The sequence below is a fragment of the Pseudomonas sp. YNh genome, from assembly GCF_037993085.1.
Taxonomy (GTDB): Bacteria; Pseudomonadota; Gammaproteobacteria; order Pseudomonadales; family Pseudomonadaceae; genus Aquipseudomonas; species Aquipseudomonas putida.
Map to the genome: position 1 here is coordinate 1 of NZ_JBBMRJ010000025.1, position 22,880 is coordinate 22,880.

A 22,880-nucleotide genomic window follows, 5' to 3' on the forward strand; every position below is an offset into this window, starting at 1 on the left:
TTAAAGAGCGTTTGGTTAAGAGCTTTTCGTCTCAACCGAGGCGCGCATTCTACGCTTTCCTCAGAGCCTGTCAAGCGTTTATTTTGAAGTTTTTTGCGAGAAACTCGTTTTGCTTCAAACACTTGACTCAACCGGGTGGCTAGCTTTACTTCGCTACCCCGTTGGAATGGTGCGCATTATAGGGGAGTCATTACGCAGGTCAACCTTTAATTTCAATGATTTGAAATATTTGTGGCTAATCCACTTGAGGGCTATCACGCGCCCCAGCAATTGCGCACTATATTGCTCACCCCTACCCCGCCCAAGGATCGCCGCACCTAAATGAACACCCAGCCCCGCAGCCTGGCCGCCACTCTTTTCCCGATCGGCCTGCTGCTCATCGCCATGGCATCGATCCAGTCCGGTGCCTCCCTGGCCAAAAGCATGTTCCCCATCATTGGCGCACAAGGCACCACCACCCTGCGCCTGATCTTCGCCAGCATCATCATGCTGCTTATATTGCGCCCATGGCGGGTACGCATGACCGCTGCCACCCTGCGCAACGTGGTCATCTATGGCATGGCGCTGGGCGGGATGAACTTCCTCTTCTATATGGCCCTGCAAACAGTACCGATCGGTATCGCCGTGGCCCTGGAGTTCACCGGCCCGTTGGCAGTGGCGATCTTTTCCTCGCGCCGGCCGATCGACTTCCTGTGGATTGCCTTGGCCATCGCCGGTCTGCTGCTGTTGCTGCCCGCTGGCCACAGCGGCCAGGCACTCGACCCGGTGGGCGCTGCTTACGCCCTGGGCGCAGGTGTATGCTGGGCCCTCTATATTCTGTTCGGGCAACGCGCCGGGGCCGAGCACGGTATCCAGAGTGCAGCCTTGGGCGTGGTAGTCGCCGCCCTTTTCGTCGCCCCCATCGGTATCGCCCACGCCGGTAGCGCTCTGCTCACACCTGCCTTGATCCCCATGGCCCTGGCCGTTGCGGTACTGTCCACCGCCCTGCCCTACAGCCTGGAAATGGTTGCCCTCACGCGTATCCCGGCACGCACCTTCGGCACCTTGATGAGCATCGAACCAGCGTTCGGCGCACTGTCCGGCCTGCTGTTCCTTGGCGAGGTGCTGACACTCACCCAATGGCTGGCGATCGCTGCAATCATCGCCGCGTCGGTTGGCACTACCTTGTCCATGCGCAAGGAGCCCACACCGGCTGTTGCAGCAGACTGATATGAGAAATATTTTCATTTGGGACAGGATTAGTGATTGTAGCCGCCCGTCTCGCTGATTAAGCTGTCACAGAATCATCATCTTTGCGCTATTTACTGGACCGAACACGGACGCTGGGGATATTTTCAGGAAGAAGCGAAGCGATAACGACAGGGCCAGGCAGCTGATCCGCCCTGCATTTAAGGACAGGAATGAAACGTATTTTTCTCATCCTGGCCATCTTGGCTATTGCTGGATGTGCCGCTACAGCCAAGACTGAGGTCAAAAGGGGCAAGAAGGGCCTGCATATCAATTGCTCCGGCCTTTCCTCCTCGTGGGACAACTGCTACAGCAAGGCCGAGAGCTCCTGCAGCACGCGCGGATACCGGGTCATCGCCCGCTCTGGTGACAGTGATGAAGAAGCCGGTGACTACTTGTTCGGCATCAACCCGGCGGGCTACACCAGCCGCAGCATGATCGTCATCTGCAAGTAGAAAAAAGGGCAGCTCACAGGCTGCCCTTTTTCATTTGCCCTTACAGGGGCGCGGTACGCACCTGCAGCCAGGCCAGCGCATCACCCTTGAGCAGCGGTGCCAGACGCTCACGCACGTTCGCGTGATAGCCGTTCAGCCATTCCACCTCTTCCTTGGCCAGCAGCTCGGGCAACAGGCAGCGGGTATCGATGGGGCACAGCGTCAAGGTCTCGAAGCGCAGGAAGTCGCCGAAGGCACTCTTGCCCGCCTCACGATTGACCACCAGGTTCTCGATACGGACACCCCACTGCCCCGGGCGGTACGTACCCGGCTCGATCGAGCTGATCATGCCCGCTTGCATCGCGGTCTGCGGTGCAGGTGCCGCCTGGTAGGCAATCACTTGGGGCCCTTCGTGCACGTTCATGAAGTAGCCAACACCATGCCCGGTACCGTGGCCATAATCGACTTGGTCAGCCCAGATTGGCGCCCGGGCAATGGCGTCGAGCAACGGCGACAGTATTCCTCGCGGGAAAGTGGTACGCGACAGGGCGATCATGCCCTTGAGTACCCGGGTGCAGTCCAGCTTCTGTGCGTGGCTGGGGTTACCGACTGGCACCATACGGGTGATGTCAGTGGTGCCACCCAGGTATTGCCCGCCAGAGTCGATCAGCAGCAAGCCATCACCCTCGATGACCGCATGCGACTGCTCGGTGGCACGGTAATGGGGCATGGCGCCATTGCCATTGAAGGCGGCAATGGTCGAGAAACTCAGCGATACGAAGTTCGGGCGCCGGGCACGTGCGGCACTCAATTGCTCGTCAACTGTCAGCTCGGTAATGACCTCTTGGCCAAGGTTGGCCTCGAACCAGGCGAAGAACTCGCACAAGGCCGCACCGTCCTGCTCCATGACATGGCGGATATGCACCAGGTCATCGTCACCTTTGCAGGATTTGCTCAGGGTGGTGGGGTTGAGCCCCTCGACCAGCACCACCTCTGCCGTCAGGTTGCCCAGCAGGCCGCAGGTGACACGGGCAGGGTCCACCAACAACCGCGCCCCCACCGGAACAGCAGCCAAAGCATTGCCTGCCTCGCTATAGTTGCGCACCTCGATGCCGTCCACCGCCAGCACCTGACGCAAATGCGCGTCCACCTTGTCCTGGCCCACGAAAAGAATGGCCTGCTGCTGACTGATCAAGGCAAAGGCCAGGAAAACCGGGTTGTACGAAACATCACTGCCACGCAGGTTGAACAGCCAGGCGATGTCATCCAGAGTTGCAATAAAGTGCCAGTCAGCCCCTTTGGCCTGGATGCCCTGGCGCAATTGCGCGAGCTTTTCCGCCCGGCTTACCGTGGCGTGCGGCGGCAAGTGCTGATACACCGGGTTGGCGGGTAGCGCCGGGCGCCCTTCCCAGACCTGGGCTAGCAGGTCCTTGTCGGTCACCAGCCTTGCCCCACGGGCCTTGAGCCGCTCACCCAGCTGGCGGGCCGACGCCAGCGCCATGACGGCCCCATCCACCGCGACGTTGCCATCGGGCTCGACATTATCACCCAGCCACTCCAGCGCCCCGGGCTTGCCGGGCAGCAGCTTCATCAGTTCGATACCGCTACCGGCCAGCTCGTGATCCGCCTGCTCCCAGTACCGGCTATCGACCCACAATCCTGCAAAAGCGGGCGTGACTACCAGCGTGCCGACCGAGCCGTGAAAACCCGAAAGCCACTGGCGCCCCTGCCAGTAACCGGGCAGGTACTCGGAAAGGTGGGGGTCGGCCGAAGGTACCAGCAAGGCATCGATGCCCCCTGCTGCCATGGCCTGGCGCACATGCGCCAGGCGCTGTGGCACGCTTTGTTCAAGGGTGGTCTGGACGTTCATGCGCTCTCCTGCGGCTCCATCACGGTTGATCCAATGCGCTGATAATGGAACAGACGCCAGAGCCCTGCAATCGGGAAGACCAGGACACGGCATGCATTGCCCGTCACGCCCTGTGCCAACAGGACGCTTCCTACAAAAGGGCCAGGACCACCGATCAAGTTCCGCTGAACTTCCCCAGGACACCGGCTTCAGACACAGTACATTCATTGCACACAGGCAAATGACCATGCCCAGTGCCAGCGCACCGAAAGCCGGCGTAGTGCTGCTCGATACCCGCGAACATACACCTGACCATGAGCATGCCGTGCACATGAAGCTAGCCGATGGCCTGGCCGGCCTGCTGGGCTGCCAGCACGTCCACCCCGCTCATGCACCCACCGCCGCTGATAACTACTATTACCTACCTACCGAAACGCTCGTCGATCCCAGGCACGCTGCCACCTTGGGCATTCGCAGCGAGCAGGACCTGTTCGGCGGCCTGGTGCCACACCCCTACATGGCGACCAAGGCAATCTCCCACCCACTACCAGCCGGGGCCAGCTTCCCGCCGGGCTGGACCGACGACTTCGCCCGACAGGCGAGCGACGCCTTGCTGCGCGGCTATACCGTGTTCAGTAAAGCCGATGCGCGCAGCGCCGCACAATTGCTGCTGCTCGACGGCCCCCTGAGGGTCAAGCCCGTGCTGGCCTGCGCAGGTCGGGGGCAGCAGGTCATCACCAGTGCGGATGCGCTAGAGCCTTTGCTGGCGGGCATGGATGACCAGATGCTGGCGCTGTGGGGGCTGGTGCTCGAAGAAGACTTGAGCGATGTAGAAACCTTCAGCGTCGGCCAGGTGCGCGTCGCCGGCCTGACCTGCAGCTATCACGGCACCCAGCAACTGACCCGTGACCATCAGGGCACCGAGGTGTACGGCGGCTCCGACCTGGTGGTGGTACGTGGCGACTACCAGGCGCTATTGCAACTGCCACTGGAAGACTACGTGCGCCTGGCCATCAACCAGGCGATCGCCTACGAGCAGGCTGCCGAGCAACACTTCCCCGGCTTCATCGCCTCGCGGCGCAACTACGACATCGCGCGCGGCCTGACCCCCCAGGGCCACCTGCGCAGCGGTGTGCTCGAACAATCCTGGCGCCTGGGCGGTGCCAGCAGTGCCGAGCTGCTGGCCCTGCAGGCATTTGCCGATGACCCGGCATTGCAGCGGGTGCGTGCATCCACACATGAAGTGTTCGGCACCCCCGACCTACCCGCTGACGCCACCCTCTTCTACCAAGGAAACGACAGTGAACTCGGACAACTCAGCAAATTTGCACGGATTCGCGAACATGGCCGTTCAGAGTGAAACCGTTGAACTGCAAGTCGACAACGACAGCATTGTCGGCACCCTGGTCAGCCCTGGCAGCAAGATGCCGGGCATCCTCTTCGTCCACGGCTGGGGCGGTAGCCAGCAGCGTGATCTGGCCCGTGCCCGGCACATCACCGGGCTGGGCTGCGTGTGCATGACCTTCGACCTGCGCGGCCACGAAAAAACCGAAAGCCAACGCCTGACGGTCACCCGTGAACAGAACCTGCAGGACCTGCTGGTGGCCTACGACCGGCTGCTCAGCCACCCGGCCGTAGACAGCAGTGCCATCGCCATCATCGGCAGCAGCTATGGGGGATACCTGGCAACCTTGCTGACCCGCGAACGGCCAGTCAAATGGCTGGCCCTGCGGGTGCCGGCCATGTACTGGGACGACGAATGGAACACCCCCAAGCAAACCCTCGACCGTCAACGCCTGAACGCCTACCGCCAGCAATCGCTGGGCCCGGCAGACAATCGCGCGCTGGCGGCGTGTGCAGAATTCGCCGGTGATGTGTTGCTGGTAGAGTCCGAGCAGGACGACTACGTGCCGCACAGTACGCTGATGAGCTACCGTTCGGCATTCGTCAGCGCCCACTCCCTTACCCATCGCATCGTCGACGGTGCCGACCACGCGTTGTCCAGCGAAGCGAGCCAGAAAGCCTACAGTTCGATCCTGGCGGCGTGGATCAGCGAAATGGTGATCGGTGCCCGCCTGGACCGCTACCCGCACTACGCCCCCTGGTATTCCTGAGGCTCACCCACCTCGCACTGCAGACCACCATCAGCGCCACGCACCAGGCTGCGCAAGGTCTGGTAAGCGGCAAAGTTGACGCCCCGCGCCTGATGCTGGCCCAGCAGTTCAAGGAAAGACTCCTCGACGAAGTGCACGGCCGCCGCCGCCCACGCCTGACGAGATTGCCATTGCAGGTACTGCAACACCCGGCTGCCATCGTCACTGGCCTGGATGCTGACACCCTGCAGCCCTTCGCAGCGCGTGGCCAGCGCCTCGCTGCGCGCCACCAGCGCCTGGGCCAGCGCTTGCTGGCACAGGCTGGGCACTTCGTATTCGATCATCTGGGTGAACCACAGCGCATGAGGGTTTGCCGACATCGACGTTCTCCTGGTTACGGACGCATGCTTGGCGATGCCGAGCAGGGTAAAACCTCAAGCAAAGTCAAGGTCAAGTGGTTTCTGCCCGTGCAAACAGCCTATAACTAACGTCTCCCGACAACTACTGCCACAGGAGGCAGCATGAGCAAGCAGGCGCTGATCATCATCGACATCCAGAACGACTACTTCCCAGGCGGCAAGTGGACCCTCGATGGCGCCGACCAGGCGGCCGACAACGCCGCCCGGCTGCTGGCGGCGGCACGCCAGCGTGGCGACCTGGTGGTCCATGTGCGGCATGAGTTCGACAGCGCCGATGCGCCATTTTTCGCACCCGGTTCGCAGGGTGCGGCCATCCACGCCAAGGTCGAGCCGGTGGCAGGTGAGCCGGTGGTGCTCAAGCACAAGGTCAACGCCTTCCTCGGTACCGACCTTGAGAACACGCTGGACCGACATGGCGTGGAAGCCCTGACCATCGTTGGCAGCATGAGCCACATGTGCATCGATGCCGCTACACGTGCCGCGGCCGACCTGGGCTACACGGTGACCGTGGCGCACGATGCCTGCGCTACCCTGCCGCTGGAGTTCGACGGCAAGCAGGTGCCGGCGGCGCAGGTGCATGATTCGGCGATGGCCGCCTTGGCGTTTGCCTATGCGTCGGTGGTGAAGACCGATGAGCTGCTGAAGAACTGATCGGCATCAAAGCTTTGGGGGCGCTTTGCGCCCCTTTCCGACCGGCCCGGCGCCCCGGCGAGGCCGCTCACACAGGTAATGCGCAAGCAAGAACCGTAAGCGATCCCTGTGGAAGCGGCCTTTTGTCGCGATGGGCTGCGCAGCAGCCCCAACGCTTGCAAACTCAGATCACCACATTACGCACGAAACGCACTGCCACCACCCCATCGTTACGGTAGGCATACTGGCAGTTGCTCGGGAACACATGGAACTGCCCCACCAGCAGCCGATGCTCAACCCCTTCAATGACCAGCGTCAGTTGCCCTTCTGCCACATAGATCTGCTCGCTCCAGCCTTCGGCATCAGCCTCGCTGGAATAGCACTCGCCCGGTGCCAGGGTCCACTCCCAAAGCTCCACCTCACGCCGTGCCGCACTGCTACCCAGCAGCACGGCCTTGCTCTGCGGGTATTCACCGGCCCAGGCCAGTTCCTCGATGCGCCCAGGGTCACGCTGGTCCGGTGCCTGGATCAAGGTGCTGAAAGCCACCCCCAAAGCTTCGGCGATCAGGTCGAGGGTGGTCAGGCTGACATTCTTCTCGCCCGCCTCGATTGCCACCAGCATGCGCCGGCTGACCCCTGAGCGCTCGGCCAACGCTGTCTGGCTCAACCCGGAAGCATGGCGCAGGCTGCGGACGTTGAGGCTTACATGTTGCAGCACCGATGCCCGATGCGAAGTATCTTTGTGCACTATATTGCTCACTGGTAGAGATTGCGCAGTATACTGCCCACTTTGCGGCGATTGTGCGCCGCCCCCTCCGAGTGCGCAAGACCATGAGCCAGGCCCGCAACACACCCACCCCCGCCGTTACCTTTCGCCTGAGCAAGGCAGAACTGGTGCTGGTGTTCATCACCATGTTGTGGGGCGGCACCTTCCTGCTGGTGCACAACGTAATGACCGTCAGCGGTCCGATGTTCTTCGTCGGCCTGCGCTTCGCTGCGGCAGCGCTGTTCGTGGGCGTGGTTTCGGCGCGGGCGCTGCCCGGGCTGACCTTCACCGAGCTCAAGGCCGGCATGCTGATCGGCGTTTCGATCATGCTCGGCTACGGCCTGCAAACCATGGGGCTGCAGACCATCAGCAGCAGCCAGTCGGCGTTCATCACTGCGTTGTACGTGCCGTTCGTGCCGCTGTTGCAGTGGCTGGTGCTGGGCCGCCGGCCTGGCCTGATGCCCAGCATCGGCATTTGCCTGGCATTCATCGGCCTGATGCTGCTGGCCGGGCCGGAAGGCGGCAGCCTGCACTTCAGCGAGGGCGAGGTGGTTACCCTGGTCAGCGCCGTAGCGATCGCCGCCGAAATCATTCTGATCAGCCGTTACGCCGGCCAGGTCGATGTGCGCCGGGTCACCGTGGTGCAACTGGCGACCGCTTCGCTGCTGGCGTTCCTGATGATCGTGCCGACCCAGGAGCGCATCCCCGACTTTTCCTGGCTGCTGCTGGCCAGCGCAATAGGCCTGGGTGCCATGAGCGCGGTGATCCAGGTGGCCATGAACTGGGCACAGAAGTCGGTCTCGCCCACCCGCGCCACCCTCATTTATGCCGGTGAACCGGTGTGGGCCGGGATCGTCGGGCGCATCGCCGGCGAACGCCTGCCGGGCGTGGCGCTGCTCGGTGGCCTGCTGATCGTGATCGCGGTGGTGGTCAGCGAGCTCAAGGTACGCCGCCCCCGCGAAACCGTCGAAGCACACGACGTCCAGAGTGAAGGCGAGCGCCAGACTGGTCTGTAAAGATGACAACAGCGACTATGCTTTGTAAAAAACTGTTATAAAAAAACAGCTTGTCACAGCCTGTTTGTAGGATTCTGCGACAGCTTGCGTGTTGGTGATCACTTCCCCGGCACGTATGATCTTTGCAAACTTCTCCAGAATAGGCCCCTATGTCATTGATAGTGCTATTGCTTCTGCCGTTCGTGGGCAGTTGCCTGGCAGCCGTGCTGCCGCACAACGCACGTAACGCCGAGTCCATTCTCGCCGGGCTCGTGGCCCTGGTCGGCACCGTCCAGGTAGCACTGCTGTACCCTCAAATTGCCCACGGGGGCGTGATTCGCGAAGAATTCCTCTGGCTGCCCAGCCTGGGGTTGAACCTGGTACTGCGCATGGACGGCTTTGCCTGGCTGTTCTCGCTGCTGGTGCTAGGCATCGGCACGCTGGTGTCGCTGTATGCGCGCTACTACATGTCGCCACAGGACCCGGTGCCGCGTTTCTTCGCCTTCTTCCTGGCCTTCATGGGCGCCATGCTAGGCCTGGTCATTTCCGGCAACCTGATCCAGCTGGTGTTCTTCTGGGAACTGACCAGCCTGTTCTCCTTCCTGCTGATCGGCTACTGGCACCACCGCGCAGACGCCCGGCGTGGCGCCTACATGGCGCTCATGGTGACCGGCGCAGGTGGCTTGTGCCTACTGGTGGGTGCCCTGCTGCTCGGCCATGTGGTCGGCAGCTATGACCTGGACAAGGTCCTGGCTGCCGGCGACACCATCCGCCAGCATGCGCTGTACCCGGTGCTGCTGCCCCTGATCCTCATTGGCGCCCTGAGCAAAAGCGCACAGTTCCCCTTCCACTTCTGGCTGCCCCATGCCATGGCAGCGCCCACCCCGGTATCGGCCTACCTGCACTCTGCCACCATGGTCAAAGCCGGGGTGTTCCTGCTGGCGCGCTTCTGGCCGGTGCTGTCGGGCAGCGAAGAGTGGTTCTGGATCGTCGGCGGTGCCGGCGCCCTCACCCTGCTGCTCGGCGCCTTCGCCGCCATGTTCCAGAACGACCTCAAAGGCCTGCTGGCCTATTCGACCATCAGCCACCTGGGCCTGATTACCCTGCTGCTGGGCCTGAACAGCCCGCTGGCCGCGGTCGCGGCGGTGTTCCACATCCTCAACCACGCCACCTTCAAGGCCTCGCTGTTCATGGCCGCCGGCATCATTGACCACGAGAGCGGCACCCGTGACATCCGCCGTCTCAGCGGCCTGATCCGCCTGGTGCCCTACACCGCCACCCTGGCCATGGTGGCCAGCGCCTCCATGGCCGGCGTGCCGCTGATGAACGGTTTCCTGTCCAAGGAAATGTTCTTTGCCGAAACGGTGTTCATCAGTTCTACCGCCTGGGTCGAAGCAACGCTGCCGGTGATCGCCACACTGGCCGGTACCTTCAGCGTGGCCTATGCCCTGCGCTTTACCGTAGATGTGTTCTTCGGTCCCACTGCGCAGGACCTGCCCCACACCCCCCACGAACCGCCACGCTGGATGCGTGCGCCGGTCGAACTGCTGGTACTCACCTGCCTGGTGGTGGGCATCTTCCCCGCCCAGTCGGTCGGTCCGCTGCTGGCCGCCGCAGCCCTCCCGGTCGTAGGCGGTACCCTGCCAGAGTACAGCCTGGCCATCTGGCATGGCTGGAACGCGCCCCTGATCATGAGCCTGGTGGCCATGAGCGGCGGCATCGTGCTGTACCTGCTGCTGCGCAAGCAACTGCGCCTGGGCCGCTTCCCGTACCCACCGGTGATCGAACGCTTCAATGGCAAACGCCTGTTCGAGCACGGCCAGGTGCACCTGATGTTGCTGGCCCGGCACGTCGAGCGCCTGTTCACCACCCGCCGCCTCCAGGCACAACTGTTCATGCTGGTGCTCGCCGCCTTCCTCGCCGGCCTCACGCCCATGCTGTACAGCGGGCTCAGCTGGGGCGACCGGCCCAAGATTCCGGGGTCGGGCGTGTTCGTCGCGCTGTGGCTGATCGCCATTGCCTGCGCCATCGGCGCCGCCTACCAGGCCAAGTACCACCGCCTCGCGGCACTGATCATGGTCAGTGTCTGCGGCCTGATGACCTGCATTACCTTTGTCTGGTTCTCCGCCCCCGACCTGGCCCTGACCCAGCTGGTGGTGGAGGTGGTCACCACGGTGCTGATCCTGCTGGGCCTGCGCTGGCTGCCACGGCGTATCGAAGGCGTATCGCCGCTACCGGGCAGCCTGGAACGCGCGCGCATGCGCCGCCTGCGCGACCTGCTACTGGCAGTGCTGGTGGGTGGCGGCATGGCCGTGCTGTCTTACGCCATGCTGACCCGGCCGACGCCCAACGACATTTCCTCGTTCTACCTGAGCCGGGCGCTGCCCCAAGGCGGCGGCACCAATGTGGTGAATGTCATGCTGGTCGACTTCCGCGGCTTCGATACCCTCGGTGAAATCACCGTGCTGGTGGCCGTGGCGCTGACCGTGTTCGCCCTGCTGCGACGCTTCCGCCCGCCGAAAGAAAGCATGCAGTTGCCGGCGCAACAACGCCAGCTCGCGCCTGATGTGGTCACCGACCTGATCAACCCGCGGCATGCCACCGACACCGCCCTGGGCTTCATGATGGTGCCTGCGGTGCTGGTGCGCCTGCTGCTGCCCATCGCCCTGCTGGTGTCGATGTACCTGTTCATGCGTGGCCACAACCAGCCAGGTGGCGGCTTCGTCGCCGGCCTGGTGATGTCGGTGGCGTTCATCCTGCAGTACATGGTGGCCGGCACCCAGTGGGTAGAGGCGCAGATGAGCCTGCGCCCACTGCGCTGGATGGGCACGGGGTTGCTGTGCGCCACCCTGACAGGGGTCGGTGCCATGCTGCTGGGCTACCCGTTCCTGACCACCCATACCGCCCACTTGCACCTGCCGTTGCTCGGTGATGTGCACGTGGCCAGCGCGCTGTTCTTCGATGTTGGCGTGTACACCGTGGTGGTCGGCTCGACCCTGCTGATCCTCACTGCCCTGGCGCACCAGTCGGTGCGCGCCTACCGCCCGGGCAATTCATCGAAAACCAGCCAAGCAGGAGCCGCCTGATGGAAGAAGTCATTGCAGTCGCCATCGGGGTCCTGGCCGCCTCGGGGGTGTGGCTGATCCTGCGCCCGCGGACCTACCAGGTGATCATGGGCCTGTGCCTGCTGTCGTATGGCGTGAACCTGTTCATCTTCAGCATGGGCAGTCTGTTCATCGGCAAGGAACCGATCATCAAGGATGGCGTCACCCAGGACCTGCTGCACTACACCGACCCGTTGCCGCAGGCCCTGGTGCTGACGGCCATCGTCATCAGCTTTGCCATGACCGCGCTGTTCCTGGTGGTGTTGCTGGCCTCGCGCGGCTTGACCGGTACCGACCACGTGGATGGCCGGGAGCGTGACGAATGAATGGCATGAGCCAACTGATTGTCGCGCCCATCCTGCTGCCACTGTTAACGGCAGCCGTGATGTTGTTGCTGGGGGAGAAACACCGGCGTATCAAGGCCCGCCTCAACCTGCTGTCGACCTTCGCCGGCCTGGCCGTCGCGGTCAGCCTGCTGCTGTGGGTGCGCACCCAGGGCCAGGCGGAGTCGATCGGCGTCTACCTGCCGGGCAACTGGCCTGCACCGTTCGGGATCGTCCTGGTTGTGGACCACCTGTCGGCGCTGCTGCTGACCCTCACCGGGATCATCGGCTTCAGCGCCCTGTTGTTTGCCCGCGCCCGCTGGGACGGGGCCGGGGCCAGCTTCCATGCGCTGTTCCAGATTCAGCTGATGGGCCTGTACGGCGCCTTCCTCACCGCCGACCTGTTCAACCTGTTCGTGTTCTTCGAGGTGCTGCTGGCAGCGTCCTATGGCTTGCTGCTACATGGCTCGGGGCGTGCGCGGGTACGTGCCGGCCTGCACTACATCGCCATCAACCTGTTCGCCTCGTCGCTGTTCCTGATCGGCGCGGCAATGCTGTATGGGGTAACCGGCACCCTGAACATGGCCGATCTGGCGCTGAAGATCCCACTGGTACCGGAGGCCGACCGTGGCCTGCTGCATGCCGGTGCGGCAATCCTGGCCATGGCCTTCCTGGTCAAGGCCGGTATCTGGCCGCTGAACTTCTGGCTGGTGCCGGCCTACTCCTCGGCCAGCGCGCCGGTAGCTGCGTTGTTCGCCATCATGACCAAGGTCGGCCTGTACGCCCTGCTGCGCCTGTGGACCCTGCTGTTCTCCGGGCAGGCTGGGGCCTCGGCGCATTTCGGTGGCGAATGGCTGGTGTACGGTGGCCTGGTCACCCTGGCAGTGGCAGCAGTGTCGATCCTGGCGGCACAACGCCTGGAACGCATGGCGGCGCTCAGCATCCTGGTCTCGGCCGGCACCCTGCTTGGCGCCGTCGGCTTTGCCCAGTCGGCGCTGACGGGTGCGGCGCTGTTCTACCTGGTCAACTCGACCCTGGCACTTTGCGCGCTGTTCCTGCTCGCCGAACTGGTCGAACGCTCGCGCTCGGCCAATGAAGTGCCGCTGGACGAAGAAGAAGATGCCATGCCGCCACCGCTGGAGTCCTTGCACCCACCCAAGGGCATCAACCTCGACGACGAGCAGAAGGTGGTGATCGGCCAGATCATCCCGTGGACGATGGCCTTCCTCGGCCTCAGCTTCATCGCCTGCGCTTTGCTCATCATCGGCATGCCGCCGTTGTCAGGCTTCGTCGGCAAGCTCAACCTGATCAGCGCACTGTTCAACCCGCAGGGTTTGGGCGTGCCGGCCGAGCAGCCGCTGAGTGCGGCGGGCTGGGGCCTGGTGGCGCTGCTGATCCTGTCCGGCATGGCCTCGCTGATCGCCTTCGGGCGCGTCGGCATCCAGCGCTTCTGGAAGCCCGAGGAGCGCCCGTCGCCGGTGCTGCGCCGCTATGAGTGCCTGCCCATCGTCATCCTGCTCGGCCTGTGCATCATCCTCAGCCTCAAGGCCGAGCCATTGCTGCGCTACACCCAGGACACCGCCGCCAGCCTGCAGGCCCCCGATGCCTACATTGAAGCCGTGATGGCCGCCCGGCCGATGCCTGGCCCCACCTCGCTCGACATCCAGGTGCAGCCATGAACCGACTGTTCCCCGCCCCGCTGCTATCGGTTTCGCTGTTCGGCCTGTGGCTGCTGCTGAACCTCTCGGTCAGCCCCGGCAACCTGTTGCTGGGCGCCGCACTTGGCCTGCTGGCGCCACTGCTGATGGCGCCACTGCGCCCACAGCATGCCCACGTGCGTCGCCCAATGGTCATCGCCCGGCTGATAGGCCGGGTAGGCATCGATGTGATCCTGTCCAACCTGCTGGTTGCCCGTGGCGTGCTGCGCGCTGGCAAGCAACCACCACGCTCGGCGTTCGTGCACATTCCGTTGGCCCTGCACGATGCACATGGGCTGGCGGCACTGTCGATGATCACTACGGTAGTGCCCGGCACGGTCTGGTCCGAGCTGGCGCTGGACCGCAGCGTATTGCTGCTGCATGTGTTCGACCTGGACGATGAGGCGGCCTTTATCCAGCACTTCAAGGACACCTATGAACGCCCGCTGATGGAGATATTCCAATGACAGGCCTGCTCGCCAATGCTGTCCTTGCCAGCCTGTTCATCTTCGCCTTGGCCATGGGCCTGGCGCTGATCCGGCTGTTCCGTGGCCCGTCCGCCCAGGACCGGGTGCTGGCGCTGGACTACCTGTACATCCTGGCCATGCTGACCATGCTGGTGCTGGGTATCCGTTATGCCAGTGACACCTACTTCGAAGGTGCCCTGCTGATTGCGCTGTTCGGCTTCGTCGGCTCGTTTGCCCTGGCCAAGTTCCTGCTGCGCGGTGAGGTGATCGAATGACCGAAACCCTGGTACTGCCCTTCTGGCTGGAAGTGGTCACCGCCGCGCTGCTGCTGACCGGCAGCCTGTTCGCGCTGGTCGGAGCAATAGGCCTGGTGCGCCTGAAGGATTACTTCCAGCGCATGCACCCGCCAGCGCTGGCATCGACCATTGGCGCCTGGTGCGTAGCGCTGGCTTCGATCATCTATTTCTCGTGGCTCAAGGAAGCACCGGTACTGCACGCTTGGCTGATTCCCATCCTGCTGTCGATCACCGTGCCAGTGACCACGCTGCTGCTGGCCCGGGCGGCGTTGTTCCGCAAGCGCATGTCGAAAGAGCCAGTGCCTGAAGAAGTCAGCAGCGGCCGCGACCGGGGCAATTGAAGGGCCGCCGCCTCACCCTTGGCTTAGGCGCTGCAGCTCCCGCCGTACCATGGCGGCATAAGGGGGCGGACCAAGCCGGTACAACTCACCCGCCACCCAGTGCAACCAGGCGCCTTGCAGCTCCCCACGCCTGGCCAGCAAACGTTCGGCCTCGGCCACGGCATCTGCCTGGTGCTGTCGATGAAACTCGACACGCGTGACAGGCGCATCGCCGCTGTCGGTCATTCACTGGCCTTGAAGGTGGTCAACTCGCCCTTGCGCCATTTGGCAACCTTGCCGGTCACCGCCTTGAGCAATTTGCCCAAGCCTTCCTGAACCTGCTGTTGCGCGGCGAAAACCAGCATCACGCCATGCCCTTCGCGCAACACGATGCCCTCACCTTCGGGTACCGACACGAAGGCATAATCGCCCACGCCATACACATTCAGTTTGATTTCGCGAAAGCGCATTTCCAGCTTGCCACCTTCACGGCTGGGCAACACCGCAGCGCGGAAGTGATCGCCGACTTTCAATTCAAGGCGCTGCTTGTCATCGACCACCAATGCTTCTTCGGTGTCGATTTCGGCCATGTAAAGGCCTTCGGGGGTTTGTTCGGTAACGTAGATAAAGCGGCCCTGGAACAGCTGGGCCAATTTACCGCGCAAGTCGCCCAAGGCGAACAACGCATGGGTATCAAGTGTACTGACTGCCAATGAAGTAATCCTCAACCGGTTACAACCCGCCCTCTCCCAAGCTCGGGGAGGCACGGCCATTTCTTATCGATAGGCGAAAAGAGTAATAAAGCGATATGCGAAATGTCTGTGCCCGCTGACGATGCAGCGTGCAGGAATCTTTACTCTGGTTTGCCAGATTCGCCCTCAAACGAAGGCGTTTGGCTCATTCCCGACTTGGGAAGCGTGATGCCTGAGATCACTTACCAGAAAACGCAACCATGGGGGTGAGCCTGCAAGTAGACAAGCCCTGGCATCCATGTGCGTATTACCGTAGGACAAATATGCCCGAAAACACCGAAACCCGTCGAGAGGCAAAAAACAATTTCAGGCGGCCAGGCCTTTCTTCAGTTGCTGCTGCCAGGCAGCTTGGCATTCAAGTGCCTCTTCACGCGTGGCGAAGGCGGTGCCCCGACGCTCGCCATTGACCAGCACCACCCAACAGATGCGTTTACCCAGCGCCTGCAAGGTGGCTGGCACTCCCGAACCTATCATCACAGCTACATCGACCCGGCTATTCATCATGCCCTCCGGCACTTAGTTAGCACCCTAACGATAGCGTTATGATACGCCTGCCCACCGGGAGAAAACAGCGCTTCGCGGTACAGCACTGTTACGTTCGGGACAACAAAACCGGTATCAGCAAAAAACGCAAAAAGCCCCAGGGATTGCTCCGTGGGGCTTGGCACCGCGCGCGGGTTTATACCTGGCGCTGGTGGCGGTCGAGCTGCTCGTGGCGCTCTTGCGCTTCGATGCAGTACTTGGTGGTCGGGCTGATCAGCAGGCGCTTAAGGCCAATTGGCTCACCGCTGTCATCGCACCAGCCGAAGCTCTCGTCGGAGATACGGTCCAGCGCCATTTCCAGCTGAGGCAGCAGGCGCTGGTCGCGGTCGATGGCATTGACCAGCCAGCTACGCTCTTCTTCGACCGACGCCACATCGGCAGGATCCGACGGAGTGTCCAGGCCTTCGATGGTGGCACGGCTGAGCTCGATGCGTTCATGGGTTTCGACTTTCATCGACTGCAGCAGGCCAGTGAAGAAAGCCAGCTGGTCAGCGTTCATGTAGTCATCGGCCGACATGGCCAGCAACTGTTCCTTGGTCATCGATTTCTCTATGAAAAAATGTGCATTGGGGCGATTCGGGTGCCGCCGACGCCTTGGCATCGGCAGCGGAAATTTTCAAGCGCCAACCGGCACTCTTTCTCAGGGGGCGGCAGTCTAAGGCGCCACGTCGCGTGGAGCAACTGCAATCGGGTGCAAATTTGCTTCCAGTGCTTACAATCCGCCGGTCGGCACCGCGGCTCTGCTGTATAGCCAGTAGTAAACCGTATTTCTGGCTGCGGCCATATCGCCGGCTTTTGATCTTGATCTTGATCTTGATCTTGATCTTGATCTTCGCGACTTCAGGAGGCCGAACGCAGGCCTTGCGGAGGGAGGTGACGGGCATGGATGCCCGTCAAGCGCTGGGCCCCAGGATGGGGCCTGCAGCGCGGTCCTCCCGGGAGCGAGGCCGGAGTGAGGGAACCCCGGAGCGCAGCGCAGGGGCCGGATGATCGGAGCGCAGCGTTTTTTGGTTACTTTTTGTCGCGTTTGACAAAAAGTGACTCGCCGTAAGGGCGAAAAGGTGAATATGCGTCGCCATCGCAAATGGCCTATGCGCGAGCTAAAAACCACCACTGTTTCGCTTTCGCTTGTCGCTTGAAGGCGTCCGTTGTCACGGGGCAGGTCCACCAAAAAACGCTGGCTCTCATCATCCGGACCCTAAGCTTCGCTCCGGGGTCCCCTCGCTCCGGGTTCCTGAAGTCGCAATCTGCGTCGCCTGAACTACCGCGCACTTAAAAGCAAAAGCAAAAGCAAAAACAACGGCAACGGCAACGGCAACGGCAACGGCAACGGCACGAACCGAGTCTGATCAGCGATTCTTGAACTGCGCCTCGCGCTTGGCGATGAAGGCGGCCATGCCTTCTTTCTGGTCTTCGGTAGAGAACGCCGCATGGAACACCCGACGCTCAAAGCGCACGCCCTCGCTAAGGGTAACTTCGAACGCGCGATTGACGCTCTCCTTGACCATCATGCTCACCGGAATCGACTTGCTGGCAATGGTCGCCGCTACTTTCAGCGCCTCTTCCACCAACTCTGCCTGCGGCACGATGCGCGCCACCAGGCCAGCACGCTCGGCCTCTTCGGCCCCCATCAGGCGACCGGTCAGGCACAGTTCCATGGCCTTGGCCTTGCCCACCGCACGGGTGAGCCGCTGGGTGCCGCCCATGCCCGGCAGCACGCCAAGGTTGATTTCCGGCTGACCAAACTTGGCGTTGTCCGCGGCAAGGATAAAGTCACACATCATCGCCAGCTCGCAGCCACCGCCCAAGGCGAAGCCGGATACCGCAGCAATGATCGGCTTGCGCCGGTTGGCAATGCGGTCAGCGTCGCTGAACAGGTCATCGACGTAGATCTGCGGGTATTGCAGGTCGGCCATTTCCTTGATGTCGGCGCCAGCGGCAAAGGCCTTGGCCGAGCCCGTGAGCACCACACAACCGATGCTCGAATCACGCTCGAGCTGGTCCAGGGCCTGGTTGATCTCGCCAACAATCTGCGCGTTCAGCGCATTCAGTGCCTGCGGGCGGTTGAGGGTAATCAGCCCGACCTTGCCGTGAATGTCCAACAGGATGGTTTCGAATGCCATGCAGTCTGCTCCTTCAAAGATTGCGCGCAATGACCATGCGCTGAATGTCGCTGGTGCCTTCGTAGATCTGGCAAACCCGAACGTCGCGGTAGATCCGCTCCAGCGGGAAGTCACTCAGATAGCCATAACCGCCCAGGGTCTGCAAGGCATCCGAACAGACCTTTTCGGCCATTTCCGAGGCAAACAGCTTGGCCATGGACGCTTCCACCAGCGCCGGTCGCCCGGCGTCACGTAGCGCGGCGGCGTGCAGCACCATCTGCCGGGCCACGGCAATTTTCGTCGCCATGTCGGCCAGGCGGAAGGCCACGGCCTGGTGTTCGATCAGCGCCTTGCCAAAGCTTTGCCGCTCATTGGCATAGTCCCGCGCCACTTCAAACGCCGCACGGGCCATGCCCACAGCCTGCGAGGCGATACCGATGCGCCCGCCTTCCAGGTTGGCCAGGGCAATCTTGTAGCCCTCGCCTTCTGCGCCCAGGCGGTTGGCCACCGGCACACGCACATTGTCGAAGACGATCTGGCAGGTGTCCGACGCGTGCTGGCCGAGCTTGTCCTCCACCCGCGCGACCTGGTAGCCCGGCGAATCAGTGGGCACGATAAAGGCGCTGATCCCGCGCTTGCCGGCCTCTGGATCGGTCACTGCAAACACGATCACTACCCCGGCGTTCTGCCCGGAGGTGATGAACTGCTTGCTACCATTGAGCACATAGTGGTCACCGTCCAGCCGCGCTCGGGCCTTCAGGCTGCTGGCATCGGAGCCAGCCTGCGGTTCGGTGAGGGCAAAGGCACCCAGCATCGCGCCAGTTGCCAGGGGGGTGAGGAACTGCGCCTTCTGCTGCTCGCTGCCAAAACGCAGGATCGGTACACAGCCTACCGAGTTGTGCACGCTCATGATGGTCGAGCAGGCACCATCGCCAGCGGCGATTTCTTCCAGGGCCATGGCGTAAGCCACGTAACCGGTGTCGCTGCCGCCCCACTGTTCCGGGACCAGCATGCCGAACAGGCCCAGCCCCGCCATCTCCTCGATGGCCTCCTTGGGGAAGCGGTGTTCCTTGTCCCACTGCTCGGCAAATGGTTTCAGGCGTTCCTGGGCAAAGGCGCGTACCGCATCGGCGATCTGTTGTTGCTCGTCAGTTACCAGCATGGTTCACCTCAGTACAGGCATTCGACGGCCATGGCCGTGGCCTCGCCGCCGCCAATGCAGATGGCCGCCACGCCGCGGCGCAGGTTGTTCTGGCGAAGGGCCGACAGCAGGGTCACCAGGATGCGTGCGCCCGAAGCGCCGATCGGGTGGCCAAGGGCGCAGGCGCCGCCGTGGATGTTGACCTTGTGGTGGGGCAGGTCGAGGTGTTTCATGGCCGCCAGGGTGACCACGGCAAAGGCCTCGTTGATCTCGAACAGGTCGACGTCGGCCAGGTTCCAGCCGGTGCGTTTCATCAGCTTGTCGATGGCGCCGATCGGCGCGGTCGGGAACAGCGCCGGGGTGTCGGCGAAGGCCGCGTGGCCATGGATGACTGCCAGTGCTTCAAGGCCGCGCTTGTCGGCTTCGGAGCGACGCATCATTACCAGCGCCGCAGCGCCGTCGGAAATCGAGCTGGAGTTGGCTGCGGTCACCGTGCCACCTTCACGGAAGGCGGGCTTGAGCTGCGGGATCTTGTCCAGGCGCGCCTTGGGCGGCTGCTCGTCATCTTTGATAACGCGCTTTTCCTTGCCCTCGGTAACTTCAACCGGCACGATCTCGGCGGCAAAACGGCCGCTGCTGATCGCGTCCTGCGCACGGGTAAGCGAGGTGATAGCGAACTGGTCCTGGGCTTCGCGACTAAACGCATTGGCCTGGGCGCAGTCTTCGGCGAAGGTGCCCATCAGGCGGCCTTTGTCATAGGCGTCTTCCAGGCCGTCCATGAACATGTGGTCGATGATCTTGCCGTGGCCCATGCGATAGCCGCCACGGGCCTTGTCCAGCAAGTACGGGGCGTTGGTCATGCTTTCCATGCCCCCCGCCACCACCACGTCTGCGGTGCCGGCCAGCAGCAGGTCATGGGCCATGATCGCGGCCTGCATGCCCGAGCCGCACATCTTGTTCAGGGTGGTGCAGGTGGTGTGCTTGTCCAGCCCGGCCCCCAGTGCGGCCTGGCGTGCTGGCGCCTGGCCCAGCCCGGCCGGCAGCACACAGCCGAACAGCACTTGCTCGACACTGGCAGCATCGATGCCGGCACGTTCCACGGCACCACGAATGGCCGCACTGCCCAGTTGCGGCGCGGTCAGGCTTTTCAGGTCGCCCTGCAGGCCGCCCATGGGCGTGCGCACGGCGCTGACGATAACAATCGGATCATTGGCGAGGGTCATGTTCGCTCTCCTTACTTGGCAGCCATGCGCAGTGCACCGTCGAGGCGGATCACCTCGCCGTTGAGCATGCTGTTCTCGATGATGTGACGGGCCAGCGCAGCGTATTCCTGCGGGCGGCCCAAACGTGGCGGGAACGGCACGCCGGCAGCCAGCGAAGCACGCACTTCCTCGGTCATGCCAGCCATCATCGGCGTTTCGAAGATGCCCGGGGCGATGGTCATCACGCGGATGCCGAAGCGTGCCAGTTCGCGCGCGGCCGGCAAGGTAAGGCTGGTAATCGCGCCCTTGGAGGCAGCATAGGCAGCCTGGCCGATCTGGCCGTCATAGGCAGCGATGGAGGCGGTGTTGATGATCACGCCACGCTCGCCGGCCTCATCAGCAGCCCCTTCAGCCATGGCTGCAGCGGCCAGGCGCAGCAAATTGAAGCTGCCGACCAGGTTGACGTTGATAACCTTGGCGAAGCTGGCCAGGCCATGCGGACCTTGCTTGCCCAGCACTTTCTCGGCACCAACGATGCCGGCGCAATTGACCAGCCCTTGCAAGCTGCCAAAGGCGCTGACGGCTGCATCGACGGCCGCCTGGGCAGCCTGCTCGTCGCTGATGTCAGCCACGGCGAAGCGGGCGTTGTCACCCAGCTCACGGGCCTTGGCCTCGACGGCCTGGGCATTGAGGTCGACCAGCATGACCTTGGCGCCGGCCTCGACCAGCATCTGCGCAGTGGCAGCACCCAACCCGGAGGCGGCGCCGCTGACAATGAAGTGTTTATTGGCTATGTGCATGATCGGTTTCCTTTCAGACGCTGGCAGGGGTGGCCTGTTGCGCTTGTTGTTTGGCGACTTCCTGGTTGCGCAGGATGAAGCGTTGCAGCTTGCCGCTCGGGGTCTTGGGCAGCTCGCTGACGAATTCGATTTCCCTGGGGTAGGCATGCGCGTAGAGGCGCTGGCGCACGTGCTGGCGCAAGGTTTCTTCCAGCTCGACGCTGCCCACATGGCCGTTGGCCAAAACCACGAAGGCCTTGATCAGCTCAGTACGCTCGGGGTCCGGCTTGCCAATCACCGCTGCCTCGATCACCGCCGGGTGCTCGATCAATGCACTTTCCACATCGAACGGGCCGACTCGGTAACCGGAGGTAGTGATAACGTCGTCGCTGCGGCCAACGAAACTGATGCTCCCGTCCTGGTTCAGCTCCACCGTGTCGCCGCTGAGGTAGTACTTGCCGACGAAGGCCTTGGTTGCCTGGCCGTGGTAGCCGGCGAACCAGCACAATGGCGACTGCTCGCGGTCAACCGCGAGAATGCCTGGCTGGCCAGCTGGCAGTTCGTTACCTTGGGCATCCAGCACCACGATGCGATGGCCGGGGATGGCGAAGCCGGCCGAGCCCAGGTGCACCGGATGCACCAGGCCATGATGATTGCACAGCACCATGCCCAGCTCGGTCTGGCCGTAGTGGTCGTGAATGGTCACGTCCAGTTCCTCGGCGAACCAGCGGATCACCTCCGGGTTGAGGGGTTCTCCGGCGCTGCTGACCACACGCAGGCGGCCTTTGACCGGTGCCGAAAATGCCTTGCCCGCGGCAATCAACAAGCGATACGCCGTGGGCGAGCCAGCCAGGTTTGTGATACCCAGCTTGTCGATTACCTGGGCACAGCTTTCAACGCTGAACGGGCCATCGTAGAAGGTGGTGGCATGGCCCAGCGACAATGGGCCGGTGACGGCGTAATACAGGCCGTAGGCCCAGCCCGGGTCGGCCAGGTTCCAAAAGTTGTCCTCGGGGCGCAGGTCGATGGCATCCCGCATGTAACCCTGGAACGCGACAATGGCACGCAATGGCACTTCCAGGGGTTTCGCCGGGCCGGTGGTGCCGGAGGTGAACATCAGCAAAAACGGGTCGTTGCCCGAGCGCATGACCGGTTCACATACCGGCGAGGCAGCATCCAGGCATTGCTGAAAATCCAGCTCGCCACTGCGGGCCCTGACCGTGATGATCGATGGGCAGGCCTGCACCTCGTCCAGCTTGGCACGGTTGTGGCTGTCGGTGACGATAACGCGGGCGCGGGACTGTTCAAGGCGGTGTTCGATGGCCTTGGGGCCGAACGCGGTGAACAGCGGCTGGTACACCGCACCGAGACGCCAGGTGGCGAGAATGGTGACCAGCAACTCGGGAGTACGCGGCATCAGGCCCGCCACCCGGTCCCCTGCACCCACGCCCTGCGCCTTGAGCACATTGGCAAAGCGGGCCGCCTGTGCCTTGAGCTGATCAAAACTGTAGCGTGCGCTGTTGCCATCGCGGTCTTCGTGGATCAGCGCCAGCTTGCCGTCACCGGCATGGCGGTCACAGCATTCGACACAGGCATTGAGGGCTTCGAGGTGGCCATGCAGCGCCGCGCTAGCGGCCTGGGCAGGGTCGAACGCTCGAGCGGCCTCGGCGTAATCACGCATCGTCGGACTCCTGGTTTATTGTTTTTGGAGTTGAACCATAAGTCCGATGATGTTCGCGCC

25 protein-coding genes are annotated in these 22,880 nt (G+C 62.9%); 12 read left to right on the forward strand and 13 right to left on the reverse strand.

Going from position 1 to position 22,880, the window contains the following annotated elements:
• Positions 1-321 precede the first annotated feature (321 nt).
• Together rhtA and WF331_RS21790 are read left to right on the forward strand one after the other, a co-directional pair.
• A complete protein-coding gene (gene rhtA, locus WF331_RS21785; protein ID WP_174371657.1) occupies positions 322-1,209 on the forward strand; it encodes a threonine/homoserine exporter RhtA in 888 nt (295 codons plus the stop codon).
• A 191-nt stretch (positions 1,210-1,400) separates the two neighbouring features.
• Positions 1,401-1,682 (forward strand): hypothetical protein, encoded by a 282-nt coding sequence (locus WF331_RS21790; RefSeq protein ID WP_016500618.1) that lies wholly within the window; start codon positions 1,401-1,403, stop codon positions 1,680-1,682.
• Between the two features lie 40 nt (positions 1,683-1,722).
• Here WF331_RS21790 and WF331_RS21795 read toward each other — a convergent pair whose 3' ends face one another.
• Complete coding sequence (locus WF331_RS21795) at positions 1,723-3,531, reverse strand: aminopeptidase P family protein (RefSeq protein ID WP_284361150.1); 1,809 nt, start codon at positions 3,529-3,531, stop codon at positions 1,723-1,725.
• A 220-nt stretch (positions 3,532-3,751) separates the two neighbouring features.
• Between WF331_RS21795 and WF331_RS21800 the strand changes: the two genes are divergently transcribed.
• Both WF331_RS21800 and WF331_RS21805 read left to right on the forward strand, forming a co-directional pair.
• Complete coding sequence (locus WF331_RS21800) at positions 3,752-4,870, forward strand: DUF3182 family protein (RefSeq protein WP_284361157.1); 1,119 nt, start codon at positions 3,752-3,754, stop codon at positions 4,868-4,870.
• Positions 4,854-5,624, forward strand: a complete 771-nt coding sequence (locus WF331_RS21805; protein ID WP_340623279.1) for an alpha/beta hydrolase family protein — start codon at positions 4,854-4,856, stop codon at positions 5,622-5,624. Before WF331_RS21800 ends, WF331_RS21805 begins: the two co-directional genes overlap by 17 nt.
• On the opposite strand, the gene WF331_RS21810 is transcribed toward WF331_RS21805, so the two are convergent.
• Positions 5,603-5,983, reverse strand: coding sequence for an antibiotic biosynthesis monooxygenase (locus WF331_RS21810; protein ID WP_340623280.1), 381 nt, complete (start codon positions 5,981-5,983; stop codon positions 5,603-5,605). The two genes, WF331_RS21805 and WF331_RS21810, sit on opposite strands and share 22 nt — an antisense overlap.
• A 141-nt stretch (positions 5,984-6,124) precedes the next feature.
• Between WF331_RS21810 and WF331_RS21815 the strand changes: the two genes are divergently transcribed.
• Complete coding sequence (locus WF331_RS21815; RefSeq protein ID WP_016500623.1) at positions 6,125-6,673, forward strand: cysteine hydrolase family protein; 549 nt, start codon at positions 6,125-6,127, stop codon at positions 6,671-6,673.
• 163 nt (positions 6,674-6,836) lie between these two features.
• Here the strand turns inward: WF331_RS21815 and WF331_RS21820 are convergent, their stop codons facing one another.
• Positions 6,837-7,400 (reverse strand): helix-turn-helix domain-containing protein, encoded by a 564-nt coding sequence (locus tag WF331_RS21820; protein ID WP_049276084.1) that lies wholly within the window; start codon positions 7,398-7,400, stop codon positions 6,837-6,839.
• A gap of 83 nt (positions 7,401-7,483) precedes the next feature.
• On the opposite strand from WF331_RS21820, the gene WF331_RS21825 reads away from it, so the two are divergent.
• From WF331_RS21825 to WF331_RS21855, 7 genes are all read left to right on the forward strand, one after another.
• Positions 7,484-8,434, forward strand: coding sequence for a DMT family transporter (locus tag WF331_RS21825; RefSeq protein WP_016500625.1), 951 nt, complete (start codon positions 7,484-7,486; stop codon positions 8,432-8,434).
• A 149-nt stretch (positions 8,435-8,583) separates the two neighbouring features.
• Positions 8,584-11,499, forward strand: coding sequence for a monovalent cation/H+ antiporter subunit A (locus tag WF331_RS21830; RefSeq protein ID WP_016500626.1), 2,916 nt, complete (start codon positions 8,584-8,586; stop codon positions 11,497-11,499).
• A complete protein-coding gene (locus tag WF331_RS21835) occupies positions 11,499-11,843 on the forward strand; it encodes a Na+/H+ antiporter subunit C (protein ID WP_003250128.1) in 345 nt (114 codons plus the stop codon). Before WF331_RS21830 ends, WF331_RS21835 begins: the two co-directional genes overlap by 1 nt.
• Complete coding sequence (locus WF331_RS21840) at positions 11,840-13,519, forward strand: monovalent cation/H+ antiporter subunit D (RefSeq protein ID WP_016500627.1); 1,680 nt, start codon at positions 11,840-11,842, stop codon at positions 13,517-13,519. Before WF331_RS21835 ends, WF331_RS21840 begins: the two co-directional genes overlap by 4 nt.
• Positions 13,516-14,004, forward strand: coding sequence for a Na+/H+ antiporter subunit E (locus WF331_RS21845; RefSeq protein WP_049276089.1), 489 nt, complete (start codon positions 13,516-13,518; stop codon positions 14,002-14,004). Before WF331_RS21840 ends, WF331_RS21845 begins: the two co-directional genes overlap by 4 nt.
• Entirely contained in the window at positions 14,001-14,279 is a 279-nt protein-coding gene (locus WF331_RS21850) for a K+/H+ antiporter subunit F (protein WP_003250109.1), read from the forward strand. The genes WF331_RS21845 and WF331_RS21850 overlap by 4 nt, the downstream gene beginning before the upstream one ends.
• Positions 14,276-14,641: a Na+/H+ antiporter subunit G gene (locus WF331_RS21855; protein WP_016500629.1), complete on the forward strand. Its 366-nt coding sequence runs from the start codon at positions 14,276-14,278 to the stop codon at positions 14,639-14,641. The genes WF331_RS21850 and WF331_RS21855 overlap by 4 nt, the downstream gene beginning before the upstream one ends.
• A 12-nt stretch (positions 14,642-14,653) precedes the next feature.
• Here the strand turns inward: WF331_RS21855 and WF331_RS21860 are convergent, their stop codons facing one another.
• The 10 genes from WF331_RS21860 to WF331_RS21905 all read right to left on the reverse strand — a co-directional run bounded on the left by WF331_RS21860 (position 14,654) and on the right by WF331_RS21905 (position 22,820).
• On the reverse strand, positions 14,654-14,866 hold the full coding sequence (locus WF331_RS21860; protein WP_174371662.1) for a hypothetical protein: 213 nt from the start codon (positions 14,864-14,866) through the stop codon (positions 14,654-14,656).
• Positions 14,863-15,333: a hypothetical protein gene (locus tag WF331_RS21865; RefSeq protein ID WP_016500631.1), complete on the reverse strand. Its 471-nt coding sequence runs from the start codon at positions 15,331-15,333 to the stop codon at positions 14,863-14,865. Before WF331_RS21865 ends, WF331_RS21860 begins: the two co-directional genes overlap by 4 nt.
• A 345-nt stretch (positions 15,334-15,678) precedes the next feature.
• Entirely contained in the window at positions 15,679-15,873 is a 195-nt protein-coding gene (locus WF331_RS21870; RefSeq protein WP_012271507.1) for a hypothetical protein, read from the reverse strand.
• Between the two features lie 178 nt (positions 15,874-16,051).
• Positions 16,052-16,456, reverse strand: a complete 405-nt coding sequence (locus WF331_RS21875) for a TraR/DksA family transcriptional regulator (protein ID WP_016485822.1) — start codon at positions 16,454-16,456, stop codon at positions 16,052-16,054.
• Positions 16,419-16,799, reverse strand: a complete 381-nt coding sequence (locus WF331_RS21880; protein WP_155403393.1) for a hypothetical protein — start codon at positions 16,797-16,799, stop codon at positions 16,419-16,421. Before WF331_RS21880 ends, WF331_RS21875 begins: the two co-directional genes overlap by 38 nt.
• A gap of 465 nt (positions 16,800-17,264) precedes the next feature.
• Positions 17,265-18,038, reverse strand: a complete 774-nt coding sequence (locus WF331_RS21885; protein ID WP_340623281.1) for an enoyl-CoA hydratase — start codon at positions 18,036-18,038, stop codon at positions 17,265-17,267.
• Positions 18,039-18,051: 13 nt separating this feature from the next.
• A complete protein-coding gene (locus WF331_RS21890; RefSeq protein ID WP_016500633.1) occupies positions 18,052-19,179 on the reverse strand; it encodes an acyl-CoA dehydrogenase in 1,128 nt (375 codons plus the stop codon).
• A gap of 8 nt (positions 19,180-19,187) precedes the next feature.
• The gene (locus tag WF331_RS21895) at positions 19,188-20,381 is read right to left on the reverse strand and encodes an acetyl-CoA C-acyltransferase (RefSeq protein ID WP_340623282.1); all 1,194 of its coding nucleotides are present in this window, start codon (positions 20,379-20,381) and stop codon (positions 19,188-19,190) included.
• An 11-nt stretch (positions 20,382-20,392) separates the two neighbouring features.
• On the reverse strand, positions 20,393-21,160 hold the full coding sequence (locus WF331_RS21900) for an SDR family NAD(P)-dependent oxidoreductase (protein ID WP_340623283.1): 768 nt from the start codon (positions 21,158-21,160) through the stop codon (positions 20,393-20,395).
• A 13-nt stretch (positions 21,161-21,173) separates the two neighbouring features.
• Complete coding sequence (locus WF331_RS21905; protein ID WP_174371592.1) at positions 21,174-22,820, reverse strand: AMP-binding protein; 1,647 nt, start codon at positions 22,818-22,820, stop codon at positions 21,174-21,176.
• Between the last annotated feature and the right edge of the window lie 60 nt (positions 22,821-22,880).

Coding starts and splice junctions, on each gene's coding strand:
- rhtA (WP_174371657.1), top strand. CDS start 322: ATGAACACCCAGCCCCGCAGCCTGGCCGCCACTCTTTTCCCGATCGGC.
- WF331_RS21790 (WP_016500618.1), top strand. CDS start 1,401: ATGAAACGTATTTTTCTCATCCTGGCCATCTTGGCTATTGCTGGATGT.
- WF331_RS21795 (WP_284361150.1), bottom strand. CDS start 3,531: ATGAACGTCCAGACCACCCTTGAACAAAGCGTGCCACAGCGCCTGGCG.
- WF331_RS21800 (WP_284361157.1), top strand. CDS start 3,752: ATGACCATGCCCAGTGCCAGCGCACCGAAAGCCGGCGTAGTGCTGCTC.
- WF331_RS21805 (WP_340623279.1), top strand. CDS start 4,854: ATGGCCGTTCAGAGTGAAACCGTTGAACTGCAAGTCGACAACGACAGC.
- WF331_RS21810 (WP_340623280.1), bottom strand. CDS start 5,983: ATGTCGGCAAACCCTCATGCGCTGTGGTTCACCCAGATGATCGAATAC.
- WF331_RS21815 (WP_016500623.1), top strand. CDS start 6,125: ATGAGCAAGCAGGCGCTGATCATCATCGACATCCAGAACGACTACTTC.
- WF331_RS21825 (WP_016500625.1), top strand. CDS start 7,484: ATGAGCCAGGCCCGCAACACACCCACCCCCGCCGTTACCTTTCGCCTG.
- WF331_RS21830 (WP_016500626.1), top strand. CDS start 8,584: ATGTCATTGATAGTGCTATTGCTTCTGCCGTTCGTGGGCAGTTGCCTG.
- WF331_RS21835 (WP_003250128.1), top strand. CDS start 11,499: ATGGAAGAAGTCATTGCAGTCGCCATCGGGGTCCTGGCCGCCTCGGGG.
- WF331_RS21840 (WP_016500627.1), top strand. CDS start 11,840: ATGAATGGCATGAGCCAACTGATTGTCGCGCCCATCCTGCTGCCACTG.
- WF331_RS21845 (WP_049276089.1), top strand. CDS start 13,516: ATGAACCGACTGTTCCCCGCCCCGCTGCTATCGGTTTCGCTGTTCGGC.
- WF331_RS21850 (WP_003250109.1), top strand. CDS start 14,001: ATGACAGGCCTGCTCGCCAATGCTGTCCTTGCCAGCCTGTTCATCTTC.
- WF331_RS21855 (WP_016500629.1), top strand. CDS start 14,276: ATGACCGAAACCCTGGTACTGCCCTTCTGGCTGGAAGTGGTCACCGCC.
- WF331_RS21860 (WP_174371662.1), bottom strand. CDS start 14,866: ATGACCGACAGCGGCGATGCGCCTGTCACGCGTGTCGAGTTTCATCGA.
- WF331_RS21870 (WP_012271507.1), bottom strand. CDS start 15,873: ATGAATAGCCGGGTCGATGTAGCTGTGATGATAGGTTCGGGAGTGCCA.
- WF331_RS21875 (WP_016485822.1), bottom strand. CDS start 16,456: ATGACCAAGGAACAGTTGCTGGCCATGTCGGCCGATGACTACATGAAC.
- WF331_RS21880 (WP_155403393.1), bottom strand. CDS start 16,799: ATGCCCGTCACCTCCCTCCGCAAGGCCTGCGTTCGGCCTCCTGAAGTC.
- WF331_RS21885 (WP_340623281.1), bottom strand. CDS start 18,038: ATGGCATTCGAAACCATCCTGTTGGACATTCACGGCAAGGTCGGGCTG.
- WF331_RS21890 (WP_016500633.1), bottom strand. CDS start 19,179: ATGCTGGTAACTGACGAGCAACAACAGATCGCCGATGCGGTACGCGCC.
- WF331_RS21895 (WP_340623282.1), bottom strand. CDS start 20,381: ATGACCCTCGCCAATGATCCGATTGTTATCGTCAGCGCCGTGCGCACG.
- WF331_RS21900 (WP_340623283.1), bottom strand. CDS start 21,160: ATGCACATAGCCAATAAACACTTCATTGTCAGCGGCGCCGCCTCCGGG.
- WF331_RS21905 (WP_174371592.1), bottom strand. CDS start 22,820: ATGCGTGATTACGCCGAGGCCGCTCGAGCGTTCGACCCTGCCCAGGCC.